At 57.1% G+C, this 19,312-nt stretch carries 7 protein-coding genes and 1 pseudogene (1 of these 8 running past the window's edge); 1 reads left to right on the plus strand and 7 read right to left on the minus strand.

Going from position 1 to position 19,312, the window contains the following annotated elements:
* Nucleotides 1-929, plus strand: a pseudogene (gene selD, locus HY788_13045) (selenide, water dikinase SelD) (it extends 62 nt beyond the left edge of the window).
* A 98-nt stretch (nt 930-1,027) separates the two neighbouring features.
* On the opposite strand, the gene HY788_13050 reads toward selD, so the two are convergent.
* The 7 genes from HY788_13050 to HY788_13080 all read right to left on the minus strand — a co-directional run bounded on the left by HY788_13050 (nt 1,028) and on the right by HY788_13080 (nt 18,992).
* Nucleotides 1,028-2,419 carry a hypothetical protein gene (locus tag HY788_13050; GenBank protein ID MBI4775081.1) on the minus strand — a complete coding sequence of 464 codons (1,392 nt, stop codon included), beginning with the start codon at nt 2,417-2,419 and terminating at the stop codon, nt 1,028-1,030.
* 77 nt (nt 2,420-2,496) lie between these two features.
* Nucleotides 2,497-3,303: a M48 family metalloprotease gene (locus HY788_13055; protein MBI4775082.1), complete on the minus strand. Its 807-nt coding sequence runs from the start codon at nt 3,301-3,303 to the stop codon at nt 2,497-2,499.
* 170 nt (nt 3,304-3,473) lie between these two features.
* Complete coding sequence (locus HY788_13060) at nt 3,474-3,986, minus strand: SH3 domain-containing protein (protein MBI4775083.1); 513 nt, start codon at nt 3,984-3,986, stop codon at nt 3,474-3,476.
* 69 nt (nt 3,987-4,055) lie between these two features.
* The gene (locus HY788_13065) at nt 4,056-12,404 is read right to left on the minus strand and encodes a tetratricopeptide repeat protein (GenBank protein MBI4775084.1); all 8,349 of its coding nucleotides are present in this window, start codon (nt 12,402-12,404) and stop codon (nt 4,056-4,058) included.
* Nucleotides 12,405-12,595: 191 nt separating this feature from the next.
* Nucleotides 12,596-13,183 carry a DUF1318 domain-containing protein gene (locus HY788_13070; protein MBI4775085.1) on the minus strand — a complete coding sequence of 196 codons (588 nt, stop codon included), beginning with the start codon at nt 13,181-13,183 and terminating at the stop codon, nt 12,596-12,598.
* A 33-nt stretch (nt 13,184-13,216) separates the two neighbouring features.
* Nucleotides 13,217-16,723 (minus strand): AsmA family protein, encoded by a 3,507-nt coding sequence (locus HY788_13075; GenBank protein ID MBI4775086.1) that lies wholly within the window; start codon nt 16,721-16,723, stop codon nt 13,217-13,219.
* Between the two features lie 478 nt (nt 16,724-17,201).
* Nucleotides 17,202-18,992: an acyl-CoA dehydrogenase family protein gene (locus tag HY788_13080; protein ID MBI4775087.1), complete on the minus strand. Its 1,791-nt coding sequence runs from the start codon at nt 18,990-18,992 to the stop codon at nt 17,202-17,204.
* Nucleotides 18,993-19,312 lie beyond the last annotated feature (320 nt).

A 19,312-nucleotide genomic window follows, 5' to 3' on the forward strand; every position in this document is an offset into this window, starting at 1 on the left:
CTAACCTGATCGTAGGCCGGGGAACGTCCGACGATGCCGGTGTATACAAAATCTCCGAGACCGTAGCTCTTATTCAAACGGTGGATTTCTTTACCCCTATTGTGGACGATCCATACGACTTCGGCCGCATCGCCGCAGCCAACGCGTTGAGCGACGTATACGCCATGGGCGGACGTCCTATCACCGCGATGAACATCGTATGCTTCCCCATCAACGAACTGGACAAAAGCATACTGAAGGAGATCCTGAGAGGTGGCTCGGATGTGGTTCGGCGGTCCGGAGCCGCTCTGGTCGGAGGACACAGTGTCGAGGATCCGGAGATCAAGTACGGGCTTTCCGTTACGGGTGTGGTGCACCCCGATGAGGTGCGGACCAACGCCGGAGCACGGCCGGGCGACGATTTGATTCTCACCAAACCCATCGGCACAGGCATCATCGCCACAGCCATCAAGGCCGGCATGGCCCCTCCCGACCTCGAAAAAAAGATCATCGAAATCATGGCCGCCCTCAACAGAGAAGCCGCGGAAATCATGTCCCGGTTCCCCGTAAACGCCTGCACGGACATTACGGGTTTTGGCCTGCTGGGACACGCGTTGGAAGTGGCCCGGGCCAGCCACGCGGAAATGCACCTTTACGCCCGCAACGTACCCCTGATCGAAGAAGCCGTCGAGTTTGCAGGCTTGGGCCTCGTGCCCGTGGGTACGCACAAGAACAGAAACTTCTGCCGGAAGGCCCTGCAGATTTCCGACACCGTGGACCCGGTACTGCTCGACATTCTGGCCGACGCTCAGACGTCCGGCGGCCTGCTCATTTCAAGTCCTGACGGTGACGCCCTTTTGAAGGCCCTCCATGAAGGGGGCCTGTCCGACGCAAGGCTGATAGGAAAGGTATCGGCGAGACACGACAGCGGATTTTTGAAGGTCACTTAACCTGAAACTCGGGCCGGACAGCCTTACGTCCGAAGGAAGCCCTCCCGGCTCCATCCGACAGACCGCGCAAAGACTCCCGGCTATACGGTGAACACCGGTCACCGGTATTCGAGGATGCTTTCCGTCAATCGTTCCGCTCGGGAACGGACCACCGGGTCCGGGTCCATCTCTCCGAGTTTGCGGATCTCACGATGAACGTGGGCGTCCTTGATGCCTCCTTTGAGTGTGGTAGTGTTCAATTGGTCGATGCATTCAAGTACGCGAAGACGCGTGTCCGATGGAATTCCCTTGGCCGAGGCCAGATGCACGCTCTTTTCCAGGCTGGATAGAAATACCCATAGGTAGCCGTCCCGCCGCTCGGCATAGTCGTAAAGCAGCCCCCCACCCGTCCCCTCTTTCTCTACCTTCACACGGATGATTCGATCCTGTTCCAGACGCATCGCGCGAGCCGACAACACGGTTCTGAGCAGTTCGACGGCGAGTACTCCCTCGGATGCCTCCTCTTTCTTCAAAGTCACGTTCGAGAAATAGGCTTCGATGGACTCGAGCCGGCGTCGCGTTCCTTCTGAAAACGGCTCGGCCGATATTCCCGATTCTTCGTCAGCGAATACGCTCGAAAGTTGCAGCAATGTGTTCCATAGGATCGGATTGGCGTATGGCCCTAAATCCCGGCCGTAGCCGACAACGGACGCCACCCGTTTCAGCGCCGCCTCGATATTTCCTTCAAACGCGATCTCTCGAGCATCGAGCGCCTCGATTCGAAACAGCCTCTCCCAGGTTCTCTCGACATCCGTTTGGCCGGCAAGGGTTTTCACGAAATCCTGTGCGGCGCCTTCCACGCTCGGGAACTGCTTTCCCAACAGGTCCGAGCCGCTTTGCTCATTCATGGCTTCCAGTTCGAATGACGTATGCGCCGGATCCCACCTTTGGAAGACAAAAAGTGTTTTCCCGCTTCGGATCGTCACGGCTAAAACAGCCACAGGCCCTTCAATAGAGTCCGCTCTCCTTGACAGCAGTACATAGGTGCCTGGTTCAAGAATCCCCATTGTGCAGGTTTCGCACCCGATGCGCCCCAGAGGCCGATACCCCGCGCGCACGTCTATTTGCACGTCCGTCCCGCTGCAGCGGGATGCCAACACGCAAAGGAGACCCGCGTCCGCCGGTGCGGCTTTTCGCAGGCCGTTCAGGACCGCAGCGCCGTTTCTTCCGGACAGATCCGCTACCGAGGATCTTATGGAGCCGCCCCCGGGGCCGGACGTGCAACCGAGGAATCCAACCAACATCGCCGTCAGGACGATCGATACACACGACCGTCCTGCACTCGATCTCCGTGAATACGACATCGGTCTCAGATATCCGGACAAAGACTTCTTTCTCTCGAATATGTAGCCGGCGCCGAAACGCAGGGTCCGGCGTAGGAACTCAGGGGTCTGTAGCACGGTAATCACGATCTGTTGGGGAAGCTCCGGCGACGCCACGAAAAGCAGCACGACGCTTCACGCATGTGATCGACTTCTTAAGGGTCCGGCATCTTCCAACAATGTAGTTGGGTGTCCTTTTTAATGACTTATTTTACGCCTTTCTCGTACTTCTGGAATCTTCTCTCGACCGTGGCCAGATCCTTCCGGCCCGGATATTGATTCAGACGTTCTTCCAATTTGGCAATCCGCTGGTCCAGGGGAGGATGGGTCGAAAACCAGGAGCCTTTTTTCTCGGATCGGCTCTGCACCTCTTCCAATGCCTTCAACACTTCGATCATGCCCATGGGATCGTAACCGGTACGATAGGCGGTTTCCATACCCGCTTGATCGGCTTCGAATTCCATCGCCTTGTCCAATCCCTTGTCAAAGAGTACAGTCTGCAGGTCGCCGATCATGCTCTCGAATTGCTTGCCTTTCTCCCCTTTCATGTTGGCGGCCGTTATTTTTCCGATTCCCTCGAAAAAACGCGCGCGCCGAATGGACTGCAGCGCATGTTTGTGCGCTACGTGTCCAACCTCGTGAGCCAGCACACACGCCAGTTGGGCCTCGTTGTCCAGCAGCTTCACCAAACCTTCGCTGACGAATATGATTCCGCCCGGACAGCTGAACGCGTTCAAAATATCGCTCTGCACCACGACAAACCGGTACGGAATCGTAGGTCTTGTGGAATTCCTGGCAACGGCCATGCCGACGAGATTCACGTATTTCTGTAGCGCTGCATTGTTCACCGGCAGACCGTATCGATGAAACCCTTCCAAGGCCAGACTTTCGCCAATGGTTCTTTCAGATTCAAAGTCAATTTCCGTGGCGCCGGAGAGAAGAGTGGTGACTCCCTCGAAAATCTTTCGCTCTTTCGAGTCTTCCTTTCCCAGGAAGTCCAAAAGTCCCGCCATTCGAATCTCTTCGGCTGCGGATTCCGTTTGCTGCGACGGCGTATCGACCGATTCCGTTTGGCGCGCGTCTTCGCATGCCACCATGTTGGCCGCTACCAGGGTCGCAGCCAGGACCAAACCAACCATGCTCAAGATCAACATCTTCGATTTCATGATAGCTTCCTCACGGTTCACTCAGCATATTCGCCGATTTTGCCTTCTCTGAGAAAGGCAAACAGTTCATCTTCCGTCACGTTTATCGAAAGGACGCGATCCAACGCCTCTTTGTACTTGGCCGGCGTACCCTGGTTCTCGGCATAGGTCGCCGACTCTTTGGACAAGCCCCTGATGCTTCGAGCCGTATCGGCCTCGTCGGCTTGGATGCTGCTCCCCGAGAGCGCGGAGAAAAGCTGAGTCCCTTCGCCCTCCACTTCCTTTTGGGGAGGGGAATCCGAAAGGCGGCCTCTGTACATCCAGCCCTCCCGTCCGTCCGAGGTCCGAATCTTGTACCAACTTCCCTCTTCCGATACCAGTTTCACCTCGTCACCAACAGCAAGGGTGGCGATGGTCTCCGAAGAGGCCTTTTTGTCGGCTTTGAGCTTGGCGGCCTGGGAAGTCACCCAAAGCGTACTCTGGGCCAGGGCCAAGGCGCCTGCGAACATCAGACTCGTGATGAGCAGCCATAGAAACCTCTGAACTCTCATGAATCATCTCCCTCTGTTATCTTGGAACATTAGCGCATGTACGAACATGTTCGCCCTCCGCTCCGAGACCTAAAAGTAATCCCCCACCAGGACGAACGCTCCCCAGTAACCCGGATGCGGATAGCGGTTTTTCACGTGAAGTATGGCCCGTCTCAGGCTTTCGGATTTGCTTCTGAGACTGTATTCGCGATAGAACTTTTTAACCAGCATGGCGGTGGAAACATCGCTCACCCGCCACAGGCTGGATATGATCGCGTGCGTGCCCGCATACAGAAACGCACGGTTCATGCCGATTACATCATCGCCGCTCGTTAGTTTTCCCAGGCCGGTCTGACAGGCGCTAAGCACGACGAGATCTGCGTTAATCCGAAGGCCAAACACTTCGGCCGCCTCGAGATTCCCGTCCGATTGAGCGTCCCTCGCCAGCAGCACGGCTGAAAACAGCGGGTTAATGGGGTCGAATTCACCATGGGAAGCCAGATGGATAATGCCGAACTCCCCGATATGTTCGATTATCCAGCTTTCCGTGGCCCTGTCGCCGGTGAGCGTTGTAACATTGGGAAAATTCCAGCCGATGCTGGTGACTTCACGCTCGGCGAAGGGAAGCTCCAGGGCCGGATTGTGCAAGTCCGGATTTCCGATGGCCAGAACCCGAACGTTCTTGTCCCCTCTCCTCCGCTCGAGTGTATACTTTAGCACACTTGCGCTCGGCAGGTAAAACAGCGGATACCGGTCGGCCAGGTACGCTTCCCCATCCTGGAGCGTGGCAAAGGAAAGATAGTGTAACGGCCCGTGGGGAACGATGCCCACCAGTTGGCCGCTTTTCAGACGGGAAATCACCGGCGAAAAGAGGTTCGCATATAAGCCTCGGGACTCGGTTTCGAGTGGTTCCAGATTCTGAAGCCTCCGCCGGTAGTTCACGATGGAAGCGGCAAGGAACTCCCGTCCCACGGGCACTCGAAACAGGTCCAGCGAATCCGCTTTCATGATCCAGCAGAATGTTTCCACCGCCGTGACGTAATAGGCTAGAAGCGCCACGTCGGGGGCCAGCAACTCCTGCACTCCTTTCGAGGAGAGGGGATTTACCGAAACCAGCGAGGCCAGTTCCGGATTAGAAGCCTCGATGTCCAGCATGATGTCCCGATACTCGTCGTTGAGCTGCTGAAGCGTCCGCTGATAGATGGCTCGTTCGGCCTCGTCGGCGGACTGGGCCGCCAGAGCCTCCTGCTCCCGTATTCCCGCCCTGACCGTCGTCAACTTTTGGTATAGCTGCTGATCCAGTTGGCCTCGCAAGGTCAACTGCTGGTTTCCCAGAAGATCGATGAGACCGCGGGCACGGGATCGCTCCCCCACGTCGAACGCTTCCTCGACGTGGCCGAGATCGCAAAGCAGGGTAACCAAGGCTTCGTACACCACCAGCTTATTGTTAATGAACCCGTCTTTAAGCTGATCCAGCTTGATTTCCGCACGCATGCCTTCAACGATATCGGCGGCTCGAGTCAGCAGCTCACGGGCCTCCTGTTTGCGACCTTCATCGAGTCGTATCAGAGCGATCCCATACAAAGCACGCCATTCCGTTTCCCGCAAAGCCATGGAACGGGAAGCTTCCAGAGCCTTTTCGAAAGCCGAGAGGGCTTCTTTGCTTCGCTTTAACGCGCTGAGAGCCTCGCCCAGAGCCAAGAGAATCTTGGCCTCGTTTATTCGGTTTCCGATACTCGAAGCTTCCGCGAGAGCATCCTCGAGATAGGGAACGGCCTTCTCCGGCTGTCCCATGCGCAGGTAGGTGAGGCCCGTGTTGCGCAGGTCATACGCAATAGCCCATCGGGACTTGAGTTTCCGATCCATGGCCAAGGCCTGATCCAGGCTCGCAAGTGCGTCCTCGAACCTGCCCATCTCACGATACACCATCCCCTTATTGTTCAAAATGGTGGCGATTTCATCCTTCCTGACCCTCAGCTTCTGCGCCGAAGTCATGGCTTGCTCCAATTGGCGCAGGGCCCTTTGGGGATCCCCAAGGGTCCACCAGATGAGCCCCGAGGTGTTCAAGGCGAGCACTTCCTCGAGAGGCCAACCGTTTTGCCGGGCCCAGTCAAGCACCTGGCGCTGAAGCTTGAAAGCTTCCTGGTATCTGGCCTGGTACCAGGCGTTGTTCGCTTGTTCGATAACAACACCGGCCTTCAGGCGCAGCAGAGACGCATCGTTACCTGCCAGATCCAGGGATTGGGAGTAGTTTCGTTCCGCCTCAACGAAATCGCCCAGCAGCCGGCAGCAGCGTCCGAGGTCCAGGAGCGCCTGCGCCATTCCGTGTTTTGATCCGAGTTCCTTGTAGATACCCAAGGCCCGTTCATAATTCTGCCGGGCCAGAGCGTATTGGCTGAGCCTGAGGTCGTAGATGCGGCCGATGCTCTCATATTGACGGGCCAGCAGCTCCTTCTTGTCCAGCGCCTTGCTGAGGGAAGCGGCATCCTGGAATTTCACCAGGGCGCGATCGTATTCCGTAGCGTTCTCGAGAACCACGCCAAGATCGGATAGGGCCCGAACCTGTTCCGGTCTGAGTTCGAGATTGGACATGATCTCGAGGGCGTCTTCCAAGGCGGGAACGGCTTCTGCGTATCGTTCCGCACGGGCCAGCACGAGACCCCACTTCAGCAGGGCTTCAGCGTGGCTTTCCGAGTCCGGTTGGCTGCCGGCTATGATGTCCACTAATGCCTTCGCGTAAGACGCCGCCTCGTCCAACCGATCGGCAAGGAATGCGGATTCGCGCGCGTAGCGGTACAGGTCCGGAAGGTGGCGCTTTAGAGACTCCGTTTCCCCGGCAACGCTCAACGCGTTTTCCAAAAGAGAAAGGGCTTTCAGATACTCTCCGGATTTGAACGCACCCACTCCCCGGTCCACGTAACCCACGAACTGCTGCCTGCCCAGTTCCAAAGCGGCTTCCGGGGAAAGGCCCCAGTATCCGACAAGATGCCAATCTTCCGTCGCCCCCTCGGACCGGACAGCCCGAATCGCGTCCAATGCGGACGTATCCGCGTAGAGTCGGAAAAACGGTTCGAGGAAAGCCGATTTCTCCTGCGGACGCGTCGGCAGCAACAGCGTTGGACATCCCATGAGCGAAAACAGCTGACCCAACTCGTACGCATATTCCAGGGAAGCTTTGGGGAGAACCGCCATGGAGATTCCCGGCAGTCGGCCGAACAGCCGGTCTAGCGGCAGGTTGCGGCCCTGACTCAATTCAATGGCAGGCTTCCTTTGAGCGCTTTCCCCGGGTCTGGTGGGTACGGAAATGGCCGAATATACGTTCGTATTGACCAGGAGACTGTGGGCCCCGGAAACCGAAGCGAAAATGTCGCTTTCCACCGCATCCTCAGGCAGACTCGTTACCTTGAACGGCCCCGGGAGGGCATATACGCCGGGGAATTCGAGCACTTTCCGTTTGAACGGCTTCCGGTTCCGAGCCGAACGAACCAGATGAGTGCCGCTGAGAGCCAGGGGGCCCTGAACGTCAAACGGAAGTCTCGACGGTTCCTCGAATGCCCGAACCTCAACCCCGGATTCCGATCGTTTCAGAGTTTCCCGGCGAACCGGATGTTCGACGCGGATCTCGTCGGGTGTCAGAACGAACGCCGCCCATTGCGGCTTTGGATCGGACAGTGCGAAAAACCGCATACACAGGCCGTCGGCCGGCAGCGATTCCATCACATCGATAGCTTCCACCGGCTCGGGAACAAAAATCCCCACAACGCCGGCAGGCTCCTCGATAGAGCGGGAGAGAGCGGCATCTTCGACCTCGCTCCCGTATCTTCGAACGAGATCGAGGTATTTCGTCAGGTGGGGTCCGTTCTTTTCCGCCTCTCCGTCCCGGACCGCGTTTCTCGCCTCCTCCTCGGCATCGAGCGCCAGCCCCAGGAGGATCAGCAACCGATCCTGGTCGGATTCCTTAGTGGCCAATGTAGCCGGAAAAGGGAGATTCTCGCGGTTTTTCCCGATGGACAGGGATAGAAGTTCCTTTTCCTGCCCCAATCGTATGGAAACATACTCTCGTTCCGCTTCGTTGGCCTTTGTGCGATCACGGTCGAGCTTCCTCAAGGACAACAGCACCGGGTAGCTTTTACGAATACGTTCCTGCTCTTTCCTGGGGATATCGCCCAAGACCAAGGGAGCCATCCGCTGGACCCGATCAAGCTCCGAAAGGCGCTCGATCAGATTGAAAGCCTCTTCCGTCCGCCCGGATCCGATCATTTCCGTCACCATCGGGGCGAACCGGTCTGCGACCTCCATGGGACCGCAACCGGCCCGAATCGCGGTTACCGATTCGAGCGCTTCCAGGGCCTCCTCGAACCGGCCGAGCCCGGCAAGCGCACGCCACTGGATGTCCGGCAACAAGCCCCGACGGGACAGGTCCAGCGCAAATTCGAAATGGTTCCTCATGCCTTTAACGTCGCCGTTCGATCTCGCGGTGTCCGCCAAGTTTATCTGAATCGCCCCCCCGAGGGCCAGGGATTCTCTGTCCACCGACGGTTTGTCGAGTTCAAGGGTCTCGAGGCCCAAATAGAAATGGGTGGCCGCGCGCTCCACGGCCGTCATCCGTCGAACCGCAGCCTCCACTTTATCGATATCGCCGGAAACCGGAGTGCTCAGCGCCGCGACTCCCATGGTATTGTGATAGGTTGCCACGGTCCGGCGATCGGCCGGATCGGGGAAACGGGACAACAGCTGCATGGTTTTGCGATCGAGGTCGATCAACAGTTCCCGGCGCCGCTCCTGTTGGCTTTCGCCCGCAGGCATGGCCAACATACAGCGAACCATATTGGTAACATTGAGCACTGTGCTCACAGGATTCCCGAGACGAAGGGTCAACTCCGCCGAACGTCGGAAGTAATCGAAAGCCCGGAGGGGGTCTTGCCGGGCATAAGCCACCAGACCCGCCCGGTGGAACAACAAGGACACACCGTAGGCATTTTCGTCCTGAACTTCCGTATCCGGCGGATACCGTTGCAACTCCTTTTCCAGCGCCGCTTCGGCCGGCTGCAACGCCCCCAAATCCGTCTGGATTCGGGCGATGAAAGCTTCGGCCAACCGCTCCTCCTGTTCCGCGGTAAATCCGTACATGGCCTGAGTGGAACCGATTTTGTCCAGAGCCACGTCAAAGGCCAAACCCACCCCCGCGCCTGTCGGTTTTTCCTGTTGCTTCGACGTCACGCCGTATTTGCGCGCAAGGTCTATGACTTCCCGAAAGTCCTTGGATGCCCCTTCGAGTAACCGGTTTCGTTCCTCTCCGGAAACCGCTCCCGCTTCCATATACGCGTTGAAAGCGATGGACCGTTTGTTTGTCGCCAGATTCCTTGTAAGGCCCAGCCGCTGGTTAATCTCGTAAGCTCCTTCAAACATCTCCTGCGCCGGCGGCCAATTCCCGTCTTCCTGGTACGCCAATCCCAACCGGTCCAACATCTCGGCCTTCAACTCGGTCAGTCGGGAGGGAAATACGAGGGCGTCCCGAACTCTTGAAAGCTTATACGCCAACGCCTGTTGGGCTTCGTCCCGATTCTTCGGGACCAGCTTCAGCAGATCGGGGATTAGAGACGCCTGTTCGGACAGCAGCGATTCCATGGCCTTCCGGTAGGATTGCCACGCAGGGCTGGGCGGCGGGTCCACTGTCTTCCGGCTGATCTCGAACAATTTCTGGTTGAGCGCAGCCTGGCGCCGCGCCAAGTCTTTGGCCTTTCCTTCGAGCTCTTTTTCTCCCATGGCTGGATTGAGGATGCTTTCGGATATGTAACGATCCATGCGGCCGAACAGCTCGGAGGCATGACGCGGCTGAATCCGCTCCTCGATGAGTGTGAGGGCCTGCTTATACGCTGCGATACTCTGTTTTCGGTCTCCGACTTGAAAAGCGGCGGCGCCAAAACGTCGAAGAAAAAGTACTTCCGTGTCTTCGTTATCGAACGCCATTCCGGTTTCGAACCGCTTCGAATAGTACTCAAATGCTTTCCCGTATTGCCCGAGCAAAAAGTGCACATTGCCCAGATTCAGCAGCAGATTCGAATGGTTGTCAGGGTTTCTCGCGGCATCGTTCAGGAAGAAAGCCTTCCGGTACTCTTCCAGCCCCTTCTCGAGTTGGCCCTTTTCGTCGTGCACGGTCTCCAGGACTTCGTACACATAGCCCAGCGTCTGGTGGAAATACTCGATCTGCCCCTGGAGATGAATGGCCCGCTCGATGAGTGTCCGGGCCTCATCGAGTTCTTTTTTGCCCTCGAAATACGTGTAGCAGAGACCTGCACTGTACAGTGCAACAGCGTCCGCGGAATCCTGTCCGATCTGTTTTCGATACAGAGACAGGACTTCCGGCAACTGTTTTTGAGCCGCCGCGCACTTGATATAGCCCCTGTGAGCTTCCACTATGGTATAGTCGTAGCGAATCAGATCCCGGAACGTCGTCCGCGCGGAGGCCACCTCACCAATCCTGTACAAGAAGTCGCCGGCGGAAACGGACTTTCGTATGTACCCTTCTCTAGCCAGAAGGTAGATGTGATCCTCGTAGGGACGCTTAGCGATCTCCGTCTCGTATAGATTCAAAGCCTCGTGAAATCGTTCTTCCCGATACAGTATTTCCGCCAGCGCCAGCCGGGCGGCCGCCGTCTGCGTGGTCACCCCGGGAAACGTTTCGAGGACTCGCCTGTACGCCTCCTTGGCCGCCTGCCATTCGTTGTCCGCGAAGTGAAGATCGCCGATACGGTTCCATGCGCCCATGGCCAATCTCGGCAGAGACTCCAAACGCTTGTGCGCAATCCTCTGCAGCAAAGCCACACGGGTTTCAACCTTGCTGTCGCCGACGCCCTCCGTGCTGAGTTCCAATATCCGGTCCACGGCGAGGTCCGCCCATGTCTCAACATCCGAGTAGTCTTTGACCACTTCCATGTACGCAGGAATCACGGCATCGGCGCGGCCCAAGCGGCTGAGCGTGTCCGCCCGCAAAACGCGCGCCTCCGCCGCCTGGCTGCGATCATCCGAAGCGTTCCGGATCACCCTGTCCAATATATGAACCGCATCGAGCAACGAGTCCGATTTCCGCCCCAGATCCAACAGCAGACGTCCCTGCTCGATGCCGCTCCGAAGCCCAATCGCGAGTTGTTGCTCATGCTTTTTCGCCGGCGATTCGAGGTCCGCTCGTCCCTTTTTCAGCAGGGCTTGCTGCTCAGCCTCGTTTCGGGAAGCACTCCATTGCCGGCGCGTTCTGATGGACACCAGGTGAATCTCCGAAAAGCCCGCCTGAGGCTGAATCTCAGGAAAACGTTCCACTACGAGGCGAAAGGCGTTTTCCGCTGCAGAGGACATGTGCAGCCGCAGATACAATTCGCCCATGTCATAGGCTGCCTTCGCCACGTACGGACGTTGGTCCGGAAAACGCTCGACGACTTTGTAATATCCCAATACGGCCAGATGAAGATCCGGAGGATAGGCCCGTGACAGTTCTCCGGCCAGGTCCATTTGTGAGGCCACTTCGGATTGCAGCGGGATCTCTCCCTCCGTCGGAAGGGCCCAGACATTGCTGATACCCGAGCGACCGGACAGGAAGTAGAGTCCGGACTCACCGGTCTTGGGTTCCAGGGCCGAGTAGGACGCAGACGTCAACGGATAGGCCGTCTCCACCTTTCCGGTAACAGGCGCTCGAGCCACTACGGCGTTGTCCAACGTGTTTATTGTTCCGTCGCCATTCGTATCCGATCCAAATCGCGTAAAATAAACGCTTTCCGCGTCTCCGGACCAGGTGGGGAAAAGGTCCCATTCGGGTCCCTGCGTGAGCGCGGTAACCGTCCCGTGCGGTAAGTCCAGGAGAAAAAGATCGCCTCCGCCGTCGTTTCTGTCGGATACGAACGCGCACTTGGACCCGTCCGGCGATACCGACGGAAATGCTGCATCTCCTCCCGTATCCAGGACGCGAGGTACGGTTTCCACTGCACGAAGGTCCAAAGTCGCCAGGTGACGTTGGGGGTCGGGTGGACGGTTCAGATGGAACATCAAGGTTCCGCCGTCCGGAAAAAAGCAGGGCGAGCTGTCTTCCGTATCTCGTCCCGTTAGACGCCGGGGCCGGACTCCGTCCTGGTCGAGCGGCATGACGAAAATGTCGCCCTTGGCGTCGTAACTGGTTCCCACATAGGCGATCCAACGGCCGTCCTGAGAGAAGGCCGGAGCAAGGATCTTGCCCGGATCCGTCGCGACCCGCCTGGGTAATACCACCACCGAAGGATCGGCGGATCTCAACCAGAGAGCCGAAATACCCCCGCGTTCCGTAACGTAGGCCAACCATTTACCGTCATGGGACAACGTCGTGTATAGAACGGGGTCGGATTCGAACGTAATTTGGAGTGGAACATTTACGGGAAGTCGTTTGGGGCGAATCTGCTCCGTACTTTGAAACATCACGGGTTTCGGCGCATATCCGGAAGGAGGAGCCGCGTCTACAGACGGTTGCGGCGCCGGCGCCGTCCCCGTCGCCGCACCTCGCCATCCGGAGCACGCGCTTATAACGAGTGAGGAAGCGAGGACGAAGAGCAATAGCAGAGCGAAACGCGCCCTGATGCACAAGGTTGAAACGGATAACCCGAACCCGTTCATGGTTTCACCGTCCAGGCGCCGTCTTCCGCCTGCACCCGGTCCCCGGAAGAGGCATTTTCCCGGTTAAGATCGCCGAAGACGCGCCTGATTTTGGGCAGATCGTCCTGGGTGAAGCTTTCATTGATCTGGATCACCCGTCGCATGACTTTTTCCCGCGCGTCATTGATCTGCCCTACCACGTATTTGAACTCGTCTTCTTTATACCGAGCCGCGAACTCTCCGAGACTCTCGGGCGCGTTATCCTTGTCCATGGGAAACGACGCCAGAAGTCCTTCATTGTTCTCTCCCACCCATCCCAGTCGCTTGAACGCGTCAAGATCGTCCGCATGAAAGGCGATCGTTTCCAGGGCGGTGTTTACCTCCTCCTGTTCCCCACTTGTGCGGGGAGGCTCCTCGATACGTCCCAGAGGATCCACTCCACGAACGGACGCAACGGTCAGCACCTCCCTGTTCAACGAATTGTATGAACCCAACACCTGGTTTTCCAGAGCGGTACGTTCGCTCACCACGTTCACTTGCACCTTCGCCAACGTACACCCGAACAGGGCGATCAATGGAACGAGCACAATGAGAACTCGCCGCATGTAGGCTCCTTTCAAAACCAAAGAGATCGGAAGTTAAGACCGATCGTTTTCAAACTTGAGTCGGCCGTCCGAGTCCACCGTGATGGCCGTGGCGCCGGCCGCTCTCATCAAAGAGATCACCATACCCAGGCCTGAAAGGCTCTTTTCAATGCCCTGAAGTTTGGGCAGATTCGCTATATTGACTCTGTCGATGCCCGGCAAATCGATGCGAGCGCCGCCCGCCTCGACCTCGCCGGATAAAGAAAGATTTCCTTCGCGAATACCCAGTTTGATCCATCTGGGGGTCCCGATACGCAAGAGCTTTCGCTGGCTGACGATGCTCTCGTTATTTTCATACGGGTCCAATGCAAAAAGGAATCTCTCGAGGGCTCTCGATCCGATTCGAGTGAAATCCAAGTCCAGGTTCAGGTCTTCAAGGAACCGGTTTACGTCCTGGAGAAGAGGCGCGCGCAGGGACACCTGTCCGCTGATTTCCGCCTCTTCGTCCGGCACGCCTCCGATGGTATCGGGCATCAGTTTCTTGGCGTTTATGCCGGAAAACGCAAGGTCCGCTCTAATCATAAAGTCCGTTTCAGCCCGGTCAACGGAAAACGAGCCAAGGATACTTCCTCCCAGCAGATCCATGCGAAAATAGTCGACAACCGGCAGTCCCTTCACGAGCCGGAATTCCATCTGCTCGTTGGTCAGGTCAATGTTCAACCCACCCGCGTGAAGGCGGGCCGCATCGAAAGCCAGACTACGCTGCCTTCCGAAACGTCCCTGCAGATCGTCCGCCAGTCTTCTCGCCATCTGGTCGTCCATGTTCCCGCTTTGCGAAATGAGGGGCCTGGGTTCGAGCACCTGCACGGACAGAAACGACTTTTCATTCGTAGGGGAACTCGCGGCCTTGCCGTCCATGGTCAGATGGTATTGCTTCTCTATGTTGATATGACTCTGAAAATTGGACACCTGGAGCAGATCACCCACACGGGCATCGAGTTTGGGGCTGTTGAACCAGACCCTGGCCTGCAATTCTTTGTCCGGGGTCACTTGTAGTTGGGCCCCGGCGTCAATAGCCCCTTTCAGGGTCACGACGGCGACGGTCTCGTCCAGGGAAATGCGCTTGAAGTCTTCAAAAGATCCGAAAAGGGTCAGATTCAGTTTAAGCGGTTGAGCGAGGTCCCCCAAGACAGGGAGCGACTCGATTTGCTCCATTTCCAATTCACCCGAAATCCGGTTTCGCAAAAGGCCCTCTTCCATCGTCAGTTGGAAGGGCTTTTTCGAGCCGATTCGACCGATCTTTAAAACGGTTTCGTTTTCTCCGGGAATGTCCACAGAGATATGGTTCAATGAAGTCACCAATTGAATCTGGTCAACGAAGGGGATACGTTTAGCCGGCCGATCCTTGGAGGACCAGCTTGCTTTCACGTCTTCCACTTCTTGGGTCGAGGGAAGCCGCCCGGAAAACCGCCAATTCAAAGTCAGTTCCCCGTCCACTTTTCCTTTAACCCCCAGGTCCGGGGGCAACAAAGGCATCAACTCGGCCGGGCGTAAGGTCGTATGACCTTCAGCGTCCAATCGTTCGAAGCCCGTGTTGCGCGCTCCGACCTTGACTCCGGCATCGATGAATTTTCCCAGTTGCAACCGGGCCTCGAAGCGCCCCGCATCCAAACGCACCGGGTTCAATCCGGTCAAACGGATCGTGTCGGCGGCCCCCTTCAAATCCAACGAGGTTGTCACGTTCCCTTGGGGCAAGGCCTGCAACTCGATGGAAGGCGCGGCGACACCCAATTCTTTCACATCGATGGTGATAGACCGGTCGGCTTCCAGACGGCATTGAAGGCCCAGACCTTGCCGCAGTTCGGCGATGCGAATCTTCTTCGGAACTTCCAGCCCCTTAAGAATCAAGGTCTCCGACACGGATATGCTGCCGAGGAGGCCGAACAAGGTATTTTCCGACGGCGCAAGGTCCTCGCCGGAAATCTCGACCGGCGTCAGCTCGAGTTTCTCGAAAGACATTGGTTGGGATCCGCTCAGCTCGAACCGCTCGACCCCGCAGTTGGCCGACAATCGGAACCGTGAGGGCAGGCCGGCCTCGATGCCGGCCTCTCCCCGCAATATCAGAAATACCACCTTGTCTAAGGAAGCGGCTCCTCCAGGGAGATCCAGGACCAGACCAGGCACGGTCAAGGAAACGCCTTCGATTTCCACTTGATTCGGCCCTTCCGGTACAGGCCCTGTCAGACGCAGTGCGTCCATCAAGAGTTCGGCGTTGATCATTTCTCCGTTGCGTCCCTTGGGAAGAGCGAGGGATGCAGGCAACAGCGGTTGGACCAGGGTCAGCAGTTGGCCCAAGTCCAGAGAGACCGGACCCAGATGAATGTCCGCTATGGGCTTTGCCTGACTCAACCCTTCAAGATTGCCCCGCCAGGCCAATCGACAGTTCTTCTGAAGCTGCAACTCGCCCGATTTCACTTCCAGCAGGTCCTTCTTCCGGTGGAACGCCCCATCCTGAAACACTTTTAAGTCTGCCGGTCCCATCCGGCCCGCCTTCAAAGGTCCACCCGAGATTTCCAGGCCTATGGCGGCCACTTTGGTGTCAAAAAGAAACGTCTCCGGATCCGGGGCCTTCGCAGTAACACTAAGATCCACGGAGCCGGTGCATGTCGGCAGGCCGACCGGAAGGAACGGCTCAACAGATTTCAGCAATTGAGCCAGATCCAGATGAATCCGGGTGTCCAGGCTGGTTTCCTCCAGCGAACCATCGACCAGCACTCGGCCTCCGGGTACATTCAATTCCATATGCGTCCTGGCCAAAGTGAGGGCGATCCGGCCGTGGGTATCTGTAAAATTCTCTATTCGTGCAGACATCGTGACGCCCTGCAAGGGTTTACCGTCCACCTCCAAATTCAACGAAGTTTTCAATTCGATCGGCTGATCCATGGAAGGTATATCGAGTTGTAGGGATCCTTCGTCCGCCTTCAGCGTGCTTCCTCGGACTCGATCCTCGTACAGCAACGACAGGTTGTTCAGGCGAACGCGTCCCTCCATCTCCTTCGGAGCTTCGAACGTGAGGGTTCTCCAATCCCCTACGGAGGGTTCCGGTTCTTCCTCTTCGGAAGGTTCGAACGGGGCGAGCAGGCGTTCGAGATTGGTCCGGCCGTCAGGTCCTTTGATCAGGCGCGCGGCCAATCCGTCCACATCGACATCGAATAGGATTCTCCGACGAAGCAGGTTTTTCAGGTCCACAAACAGATGTGCATACTCGAGCTCGAACAACGGCTTTTGGGAAAGTTCGGGATCGTCGGGAATGCGCACGCCCTCGAGAATGATTCCCCGAGACCAGGTCCACGTTAACGAATCCACCTCGACGGGGCGATGAAGAGATTGCGACGCCTGTTGTTCAAGGCGGTTTCTGAACCACTCTGTTGAAACCACTTGGGGCAAAAAGAAGACTGCGACCGCAATGAACGCGATCAGCATCAGGAGGGATGCGCCAAACCAGAGCAGCCATTTACCGGCCCGGCGTGTTTTCGTTCCGGAATCTATACCGTCGGCCATGGTCGCTTTCCGAATAGGAAATTATATCTTCTCACAACGTCCCGACCTGCGTAACCGGAGTTGGCGGGGCATTGGATCTTGGCGACGGAAATCCCCGTTGCCGTCCTACCATCGCAGTAGAGGTGTTTTCCGAGTCGGCCGAGCTCACGTTCCCTCAGCCCAACTCATTCTGTTTCTTTTAAGTATCGAAGATCAATAAAATGAGTATATCATAAATCGGTAGGTTCTTAATATTCCCTTCGCACATCCGGCGTTGCACGCCGTAGAGAACATCGCGGAATTGTTTCCGGGCAACGCCGAAAGCAATGGTGCTTACGGTTGTCCGGACACAATTCCATACCCTAGTGGCGTATACAGGGCTCTCTTGCCGGGAATGATCGACACCGGCAGCCGAAAGGCATTGGAGGTCGGTATTTCACCTTAAAATAAGGGCATTCGGAAAACGCCGTTTGGAGAATCTCTTAGGGTGCTTCTCCGTTCAATCCAGGGGGTAGCCTTCCTTCTCCACCACCACGGACGCAATATCTCTCCGGATGTTGATGCCGTTCACGGGCGGGTGGTCGAGGAGTCCGTCCATTCCCTTCAACAGAGCGCTCAGCTTCTCGCCGGATTCCAGATACGCCAGCGCCTCTTTTGAACGGGCGGCCATCCCCGGAATCTGCTCATCCACATACGACTGCACCATGTGCACGTAAAATCGAGCCTTTTCCACCCCCAGCCGGTCCAAAACCTTCCGGGCCCGCAACAGGCCGGACTCCATGACGAACGTTTCGATGATCATATCCGCCAGTCGGGTGAGGAGTTCCTGATCCTCAGCCGTCTGTCTTCCGAGTTTTTCGACCGCTGCGGAAGCCGTCAGGCGAATCAGTTCCTTGCACCCCCAAATCCATCGCTCCTGGAGGCCCAAAGGATCGCTTTCAGAGAAAGCCTCGGGAAAGGAAGACGCTCCGATTTTTTCCAGGATCTGTTCCACGCGGTCGATCAGGGGCAGCTTTTCAGCGGCGGCGCGTTTCAAGGTATCGCCGGCGATCAGGAGCCGGTTGATCTCGTTGGTGCCCTCGAAAATCCGATTGATGCGAGCGTCGCGGTAGTAACGATCCGCCGGATACTCGGCCACATAGCCGTAACCGCCATGGATTTGAACGCACTCGTCCACAATGAAATCAAGGGCCTCCGTGCAGTACACCTTGTTGATGGCGCACTCGACCACATACTCCCGTATCGCGGCCGCCGTGGCTTTGGCGTAGTTGTCCACCGAAGTGTCCATGGTTTCCAGCGAGGCGTCGATCAGGCCCGCGGCGCGATAGACGGCGGATTCGCCCATGTACAGTCGGGTGGCCATGCGCGCCAGTTTCTCCCGGATGGCTCCGAAATCGCTGATGGGGACTTTGAATTGAACGCGTGATTTGGCATAGCCGACGGCGGACTTGAGGGCGATCTTGCACGCGCCGATGGCCGAGGCCCCCAGCTTGAAACGTCCGATGTTGAGGACGTTGAGCGCCACCACGTGTCCCTTTCCCGGCTCGTGGAGCAAATTGTCGACAGGGACCCGGACGTCCTCCAGAACGACGGTGGTGGTGCTGCTCCCCTTGATCCCCATCTTCACCTCTTCCGCGCCCGTCTGAACTCCTGAAAGGGATCGTTCCACGATGAACGCCGAAAAGCCCGAGCCTTCCAGGTTGGCGAAAACGATGAAGGAATCGGCCCACCCGGCGTTCGTGATGAACACCTTTTCGCCGTTCAGAACATAATGGGTCCCTTCCGCACTCAAGACCGCCTTGGTGCGGCACCCCCCTATGGCGTCGGAGCCGGCGCCGGATTCGGTGAGAGCGAAAGCGCCTATGGCGGCGCCCGACGCCAGATCCGGAAGGTACTTGTCTTTTTGCTCATCGTTTCCGAAAAACACGATGGGCAGAGACCCGATACCCGTGGCGCCCCCCAAAATCACGGAAAACGTGCCGGTGGACCCCAGTTCCTCCGCCACCACGACACTCGAGATCTTGTCCAGCCCGAGGCCGCCGAATGCCTCAGGTACGTCAATCGCCAGAAGCCCCAGCTCTCCCGCCTGATGCAAAAGGTCGATGATCAATGTTTCGTCTTTGGCATCGATTCGGTCCAGGCGAGGAATCACCTCTTTATGGGCGAAATCCCGGGACGTTTTGCGGATCATTCGGTGCTCGTCGGTGAGATCTTCGGGAATAAAGCAATGTTCGGGCAGGCTTTCCTTGAACAAGAATTCGATTCCCTTTGGAATGCGGTCGTGGGTCATTGTTGCTCCCTTGCGTAGATATGCGTGTTATGGACGGTAAGGAGTCTGATTAGAACCGTTTGCCGATGGTTGTCAAGTAGGGGCGTATCGCGATACGCCCTCATCATCGCACGACCAACATTCAAAAAGAGGGCTGGAAATTGGACTCGGTGCAAAACGTGTTGCCGGGGAAGTGGGGTCCGACTCCGCGACGAGCACGACGCAACCTGCACACCTAGCAAATTAATCATGTATAACAATATGTTACACGTACGTCTCGAACACTGTAGAAAAAAATTGTATACAGGGCGGCGTTTTCGTGTATAAAAGATTTGTGACAG

The organism is Deltaproteobacteria bacterium, from assembly GCA_016208165.1.
Taxonomy (GTDB): domain Bacteria; phylum Desulfobacterota; class Desulfarculia; order JACQYL01; family JACQYL01; genus JACQYL01.

Coding starts and splice junctions, on each gene's coding strand:
- HY788_13055 (MBI4775082.1), bottom strand. CDS start 3,303: ATGGCGGGACTTTTGGACTTCCTGGGAAAGGAAGACTCGAAAGAGCGA.
- HY788_13060 (MBI4775083.1), bottom strand. CDS start 3,986: ATGAGAGTTCAGAGGTTTCTATGGCTGCTCATCACGAGTCTGATGTTC.
- HY788_13065 (MBI4775084.1), bottom strand. CDS start 12,404: ATGTTTCAAAGTACGGAGCAGATTCGCCCCAAACGACTTCCCGTAAAT.
- HY788_13070 (MBI4775085.1), bottom strand. CDS start 13,183: ATGCGGCGAGTTCTCATTGTGCTCGTTCCATTGATCGCCCTGTTCGGG.
- HY788_13075 (MBI4775086.1), bottom strand. CDS start 16,723: ATGGCCGACGGTATAGATTCCGGAACGAAAACACGCCGGGCCGGTAAA.
- HY788_13080 (MBI4775087.1), bottom strand. CDS start 18,992: ATGACCCACGACCGCATTCCAAAGGGAATCGAATTCTTGTTCAAGGAA.